The sequence below is a fragment of the Actinomadura geliboluensis genome, assembly GCF_005889745.1.
Taxonomy (GTDB): Bacteria; Actinomycetota; Actinomycetes; order Streptosporangiales; family Streptosporangiaceae; genus Spirillospora; species Spirillospora geliboluensis.
In genome coordinates this window covers 1-5,940 of the sequence record NZ_VCKZ01000510.1, presented here as the reverse complement: position 1 = coordinate 5,940, position 5,940 = coordinate 1, and the positions used below count along the sequence as shown (strand labels likewise).

General features: G+C 71.6%; 5 protein-coding genes. 2 read left to right on the top strand and 3 right to left on the bottom strand.

Annotated features, from left to right (window positions below; genetic code table 11):
• A partial coding sequence (locus ETD96_RS39895; RefSeq protein WP_138641673.1) for an RNA polymerase sigma factor occupies positions 1-1,120 on the bottom strand: 1,120 nt, incomplete at its 3' end.
• A gap of 275 nt (positions 1,121-1,395) precedes the next feature.
• Positions 1,396-3,747, bottom strand: a complete 2,352-nt coding sequence (locus ETD96_RS39890) for a substrate-binding domain-containing protein (protein WP_138641672.1) — start codon at positions 3,745-3,747, stop codon at positions 1,396-1,398.
• Positions 3,748-3,979: 232 nt separating this feature from the next.
• On the opposite strand from ETD96_RS39890, the gene ETD96_RS39885 reads away from it, so the two are divergent.
• Positions 3,980-4,795 (top strand): TrmH family RNA methyltransferase, encoded by an 816-nt coding sequence (locus ETD96_RS39885; RefSeq protein ID WP_138641671.1) that lies wholly within the window; start codon positions 3,980-3,982, stop codon positions 4,793-4,795.
• Positions 4,796-4,955: 160 nt separating this feature from the next.
• The gene (locus ETD96_RS39880; protein WP_138641670.1) at positions 4,956-5,423 is read left to right on the top strand and encodes a hypothetical protein; all 468 of its coding nucleotides are present in this window, start codon (positions 4,956-4,958) and stop codon (positions 5,421-5,423) included.
• A 172-nt stretch (positions 5,424-5,595) separates the two neighbouring features.
• On the opposite strand, the gene ETD96_RS45435 is transcribed toward ETD96_RS39880, so the two are convergent.
• Positions 5,596-5,757: a hypothetical protein gene (locus tag ETD96_RS45435; protein WP_171069468.1), complete on the bottom strand. Its 162-nt coding sequence runs from the start codon at positions 5,755-5,757 to the stop codon at positions 5,596-5,598.
• Positions 5,758-5,940: the final 183 nt, after the last annotated feature.

The following is a 5,940-nucleotide window of genomic DNA, read 5'->3' as shown; positions in this document are numbered from 1 at the left end:
GGGTCTCGCTCTGCGTGGGCGTCGGCGAGTCGGACGGTTCCTCCGAGTCGGGCGGTGTGGACGGGTCGAGCACCGATTCCGACGCCCCGCCCACGGGCCCCTGCGCGCTCGTCTCCCCGCGGCCGGACATCACGTAGAACGCCCCGGCCACGATGACGATGACCGCCGCCGCGGCCGCCAGCGCGGGCCAGAGCGCGCGCGGGCCGCGCCGTTCGGAGCCGTCGTCCCGCTGGGCCGGACGGTCGACGACGAGGGGCCAGCCCCACTCGTCGAGCGGTTCGGCGCGGTGCGCGATGTAGCTGAGGTCGCCGGCCAGTGCGGCGTCGGTGGCGGTGGCCATGACGTGCCCGCGCAGGTCGGTGGGCATCATCGCGACCGGCAGCACCTGGAGCAGCCGCGCCGCGGGGGCGGTCCGCTCGTGGCTGGATCCGCACACTGGGCAGGACGCGACGTGCTGCACCAGCGCGCGGACCGCCGGCGGCGGCAGGGGCCGGGTGCCGCCGACGCCGCCGTCCTCGGCGATCCCGGCGAGTTCGGGGCAGCCGCTGCGTCCGGTGCGGGCGAGGTGGACGGCGGCGAGGGCCTCGTCCAGCCGGGCCTGGGCCGCGCCGGTCAGGTCCGTGGACTCCTGCCCGTCCAGGCCGAGGACGCAGCCGACCTCGAAGGTGTCGAGGCCGTGCCGCAGCATGAGGTCGATCGACTCGCGCTCGCGCCCGCGCAGCGTCGCCAGGGCGCTGTGGACGAGCCGCCGGGCCTCCTGCCGGCGGGCGAGCTCCGCCTCGTCCAGGAAGCCCTCCTCGACCTCGGGCGCGCCGCGCCGTTCGGCGGGCCGGTTCGGGTCGCGCAGGCGCCGCATGCACTCGTTGCGGACGAGCGCGTACAGCCAGGCGCGGAACCGGTCGGGCTCGCGCAGCACGGAGACGTGCGCGTAGGCGGCGATGAGCGCGTCGTGCAGCGCCCCGGCCGCCTGCTCCTGGTCGCGCAGCAGCGCGTGGCAGTAGTCGTACAGGCGGGCCGCGTAGCGGTCCATGACCTGGATGAGCGCGCTGGGATCGCCTGCGGCCAGCGCCTGCGCCAGACGTTCGTCGTCCGCGCGATCAAAACTGGGCCAACCGGACACAAGGTCCTCCTGCGGGCTGCTTTCGGATTCCTCGTCCGCATCGTGAGGGACGGGCTGGAAGATCCAAGAGGGAGCGGTGGGCTCTCCCGCCGCCGGTTCGGTCCGGCGGGCGCTTCCCCGTCACGGGCCGGGGGGAAAGCGAGTTGGAGGCCCGACGGCCCCGCTCCCCGTCGGGCCTCCGACTGTTTGACGATCGGGCCCGGCCCCCGGTTGACACCGGGGACCGGAAAAAATCAAGAACTACCTGACGCGTCGGTAGGATCAGCGGAGCGTGATCACTGGATCCGCCGGGACAGCATCTTCAGGAAGATCCTGGAGATCTCCTGCGGGGTCTGCGCGACCTGGACGTTGCCGTGCGTCACCGCGGCGATCTGCTCCAGCTCGTTGCGGTCCACGCCCTTGCCGAACCCGATCATGTTGACCTGGATCGGCTTGTTCGGGTCCTGCATGGCCTTCAGCTGCTTGAGCGTGTCCGCCAGCGTGGGGCCGCCGTCGTCGTCGTTCTTGCCGTCCGTCAGCAGCAGGATCGAGTTGCCGAACTCCGGCTTGTAGGTGTCGTTCATCTGCTTGTACGCGGCCAGCATCGTCCGGTACAGGCCGGTGTCGCCGGTCGGCTTCGGCTTCATCTGGTTCAGCACCGCGAGGACGCGCCCGCGCCGGGTGCTCGACCCGATCCGCTCGCCGAGCGGGCCGATCGGCACCGTGATCCGGTACGGGACGCCGCCGGCGCCCATGTTGGTGGAGAACAGCCACTGGCCGAGCTCGGTGTCGTTCGACATCATCGCGAGGCCGCCCTGCGACACCTGCGCGATGGCCTGCAGCCGGTTGGTGTTGGGGCCGACCTTCTCCGCCATCGAGCCGGACACGTCGATCAGCGTCAGCATGCGCAGCCCGAGCGACAGCTTCGACCACGCCTGCATGACCTTCGCGACGTCCGCGCTCTTCGGCGTGGGCAGCTGCCGCGGCTTGGCCGGGCTGACCCCTGCCGCCTCGGTGAAGCCCGCCGGCGCCTTGCTGTCGGTGGTGCGGAAGCCGAGGTCGTGGACGTCCTTGCGGGTCGCCTCGGTGCTCATCGCCTGCTCCAGCAGCCGGGCGCCCTTCTGCTTGGCGGCGTCCTTGCTGGTGACGGTGAACGGGTAGTCCATCGACAGCGTGCCCTCGATCGGGTACAGCGCCACCGCGGGCTCCGCCGGCTTCGTCCTGTTGTACTGGTACAGGGCCTGCTCGGACGACAGCGAGATCGGCTTCTTGCCGCCCTTGTCCTTGCGGAACGCCGCGAACTCCGACTCCACCGAGGGGACGGTGCTCTCCCGGACCGTCCGGACGATGCCGGTGAAGATCGAGTCGCGGTTCGGGTCGTTGGCCAGCAGCATGCTGGTGACCATGAGCGAGCCCATGCCCGCCGCGTTCTTCATCGGGTCCGGGACGACCAGCCGCACCGCGCCGGCCGGGATCATCTGGTTCTTGGTCACCGCGCCGCCGGCGACGCCGCCCGCGGCCTTCAGTAGGTTGTCCCAGGACGGGCTGGCGGTGATGCCCTCCTTCTTCAGCTGCAGGGCGAGCGACTGCGGCAGCCCGACCACGATCGGGCTCTTGGCCAGCGAGGTCTTGGTGGATACCACGCCGCCCTCGTCGCCGCCCTCGGCGTTCGACTGGGCCAGCGAGACCCACAGGGACGAGTCGGGGATCCACACGTCCGGCCGGTCGTTCGACACGGCCTGGCCCGACAGCAGCGGCGTCACCGCCGACGGCTCGACCTTCTTCACCGTCGCCTTGACGCAGGTGCCGTCGACCTTGTGCTTGCTGTCGTTGAAGCGTCCGGCGGCCTTCTCCACGACGGGCGCGATGTCCGGCGCCGCCGCGACCGACAGGTTCATCGCGTCGTCGCCGGAGCAGCCGCCGCCGCTCTCGGCGAACGCGTAGACGCCGACGCCGAGCAGCAGCGCGAGGCCCACGGCCCCGGCCATCGGCCCGATCAGCGCGGTCGCGCTGCGCTTGCGCTTGCGGCGCCCGTACTCGTAGCCGCCGGACCCGCTGTCGTAGCCGCCCGACCCGCCGCCGTAACCGCCGGACCCGCCGGACCCTCCAGAGCCCCCGGATCCGCCGCCGTAACCGCCCGATCCGCTCGACGAGCCGGACCCGCCGCCGAAGAACCCCGACTGGCCGCCGTCCGAACTGCGGATCGAGTCGTACTCGCTGTACCCGGTGCCCGCCAGCGGTGAGGACTCGCGCGGCGGCCCCTGCGGGGACGACGACCGCGGCTCACCCTGCGGATACCCACCGGAAGGCTCGCGGCGCGGGTAGCCGCCGGACGCCTCGCCCTGCGGGTAGCCGCTGGACCGTCCAAGGCCGTAGCCGCCCGCGTCGGACGCGCCGCCGAACCCGCCGGCCCCGTAGACCGGCTCCTCCGACGACTGCCGGGGCGTGAACCACTCGGGCGTCTCGCCCGACGCGCCGGGCGGCGCGCCCTGCGGCCCGGCCTGGGGCTGGGAGAGCGGTGCGCCCTGGCCGTCCCGCGCGCCGAACCAATCGGACGACCCGTCGTTGGCCGGGCCGAAGACTGGCCTGGACGGGTCGTAGCCGCCGTCCGCCCCGTCAGGGAAGTCATTGCGATGACGTCCGCTCATGGCCTGCCCTCGATTCACCAGAAACCCGCCGATGTTCCCCGGCACTGTAGTAGTACGAACGAGAGGTTACAAAGAACTCAAAACTGATAATGACGCAGGTCATCACCGTATGTCCCGACGAACCTGGCATCGCACCCGAGCATCACGGACCGCGACGACGGCGGTACGAACAGGCGCGGACGGCCGCCCGCGACGACCGGATCCGGCCGTCCGGGACGGCAGACTTGGGGGCATGGCCGACCTCATCCCCGTCCCGGATCCCGCCGATCCGCGCCTCGCCGACTACGTCCGGCTCCGCGACGTGAACCTGCGCAAGAGCCTGGAGGCCGAGCACGGCCTGTTCATCGCCGAGGGCGAGAAGGTGATCCGCCGCGCGATCGCCGCCGGCCACCCCGTCCGCTCCCTGCTGATGGCGCGCCGCTGGGCCGACCCGCTCGCTGACGTCCTGTCCGGCCTGGACGCCCCCGTCTACGTCGTGGACGACGCCGCCATGGAGTCGGTCACCGGTTTCCCGGTGCACCGCGGCGCCCTGGCCTCCCTCGAACGCCTCCCGCTGCCCCCGGTCGCGGACGTCCTCGCCACGGCCCGCCGCGTCATCATCTGCGAGGACATCGTCGACCACACCAACATCGGGGCGATCTTCCGCTGCGCGGCGGCCCTGGGCGTGGACGCCGCCGTCCTCGCCCCGCGCTGCGCCGACCCCCTCTACCGCCGCTCCGTGAAGGTCTCGATGGGCGCCGTGTTCGCCCTGCCGTACGCCCGCATGACCGACTGGCACAACGACCTGTCGCTGATCCGCGACGCGGGCTTCCAGCTCCTGGCCCTCACCCCCGCCCCCGATGCCGAACCCATCGACGACCTGAAACCGGCCGACCGCCGGGCACTTCTCCTCGGCTCCGAAGGCGACGGCCTGTCGTCCCGCTGGCTGGACCAGGCCGACCACCGCGTCCGCATCCCCATGAACGAGACCGCCCAGCAACGCGGCGTCGACTCCCTCAACGTCGTGGCCGCCGCCGCAATAGCCTGCTACGCCCTGACCAGATCATGACCCGAATGGCGCATCAGGCCATTCTGTAAACCGGTGAATCATCGGCGCTTTTTGTCTTCCAGCGGCCCGAGTACACTCGCTCCTTCCCTCTCGCCGGCGGCCGTGCCAGTAGCCGTGCACCGGCCGTCGCCACCTTCCGAAGCGAGGAGCCGGCGGCGTCATGGTGCTCTGGGATGAGAAAGGTCGCCGCCGATTTGCGCGTTACTTGGAGCGGTCGCCGAGAATTGTGAAGGTGATCTGCGCGGTGCCGGGCATCCTGCTGGCGCTGGAGGTCGCTTTCGGTGCGCTGGCGCTGCTGGACAATGGTGGGGAGGCCCTGGCCACGGGAACCGCCGACATCCGCACCTGCACCAGGGATCCGCTGACCGGATGGGTCATGTACCGGTGCGAACTGGAGGGCGCGGACGGCAGTCCCATCGACCCAGTCGGACTGAGCAGGGGAGGCGCCGGTCTCGCGTCTCAGGTGGCGGTCCGGATGTTCAACCTCCGGCCGATCTCTTCGGCGGTCGGGACGCGGCCGGCGGAGGGATCAGCCATTCCAAGAGCGCGGGGATGGGGCGTCACCGGTCACCCCAGCACGGGGATGGACGTGCCGAGGTCGGCGATGTCCGCCCTCATCGGGACGTAGCCACCCGTTCCCGTAGTCCGGTCATTCTGTCGCCGTTGGTGACGGCAGCGCCGAATGGACGGCCAGACGTATTAAGGCGTGCGGCATCGCAGGCCAAGGACGGTCGAGGAGAGCGGCGGCTAGCGTCCCTGCGCGGGCCTTGTGGTGGCGGTGACGGGGGAATCCTCGCTGGTCACTTGCCGAACATGCCGCGGCGCGGGCGCCGGTGCGTTCCCTTCGTGCGCTTGGCGGCGGCCCCGGCGGGCACTCGGCGCCGTCCGAGCCGCAACTGCGTCAGCAGCAGCGAGAACGCGACCATCAGGGCGGCCAGCCAGGCGATCTGCGTACTCGCCATCCGCTCGAACGTGATGTCCTGCGCGACGGGCGCCTTGTTACCCTGCAACCGGCTCTGCGGCGTCCCCGACCCGGGCACCGGACTCGGCGCCACCGAAGGGCTGGGCGCCTGGATCGGCGGCAGCGCCACCTGCGGATTCCTCGGGCTGAACGACGAGTTCGGCGACGGCGGCACGTACCCGCC

Bases quoted from the DNA above. Each gene is read 5' to 3' on its own strand.
- ETD96_RS39885 (WP_138641671.1), top strand. From the start codon at position 3,980: ATGGCCGACCTCATCCCCGTCCCGGATCCCGCCGATCCGCGCCTCGCC.
- ETD96_RS39890 (WP_138641672.1), bottom strand. From the start codon at position 3,747: ATGAGCGGACGTCATCGCAATGACTTCCCTGACGGGGCGGACGGCGGC.
- ETD96_RS45435 (WP_171069468.1), bottom strand. From the start codon at position 5,757: ATGGCGAGTACGCAGATCGCCTGGCTGGCCGCCCTGATGGTCGCGTTC.
- ETD96_RS39880 (WP_138641670.1), top strand. From the start codon at position 4,956: ATGGTGCTCTGGGATGAGAAAGGTCGCCGCCGATTTGCGCGTTACTTG.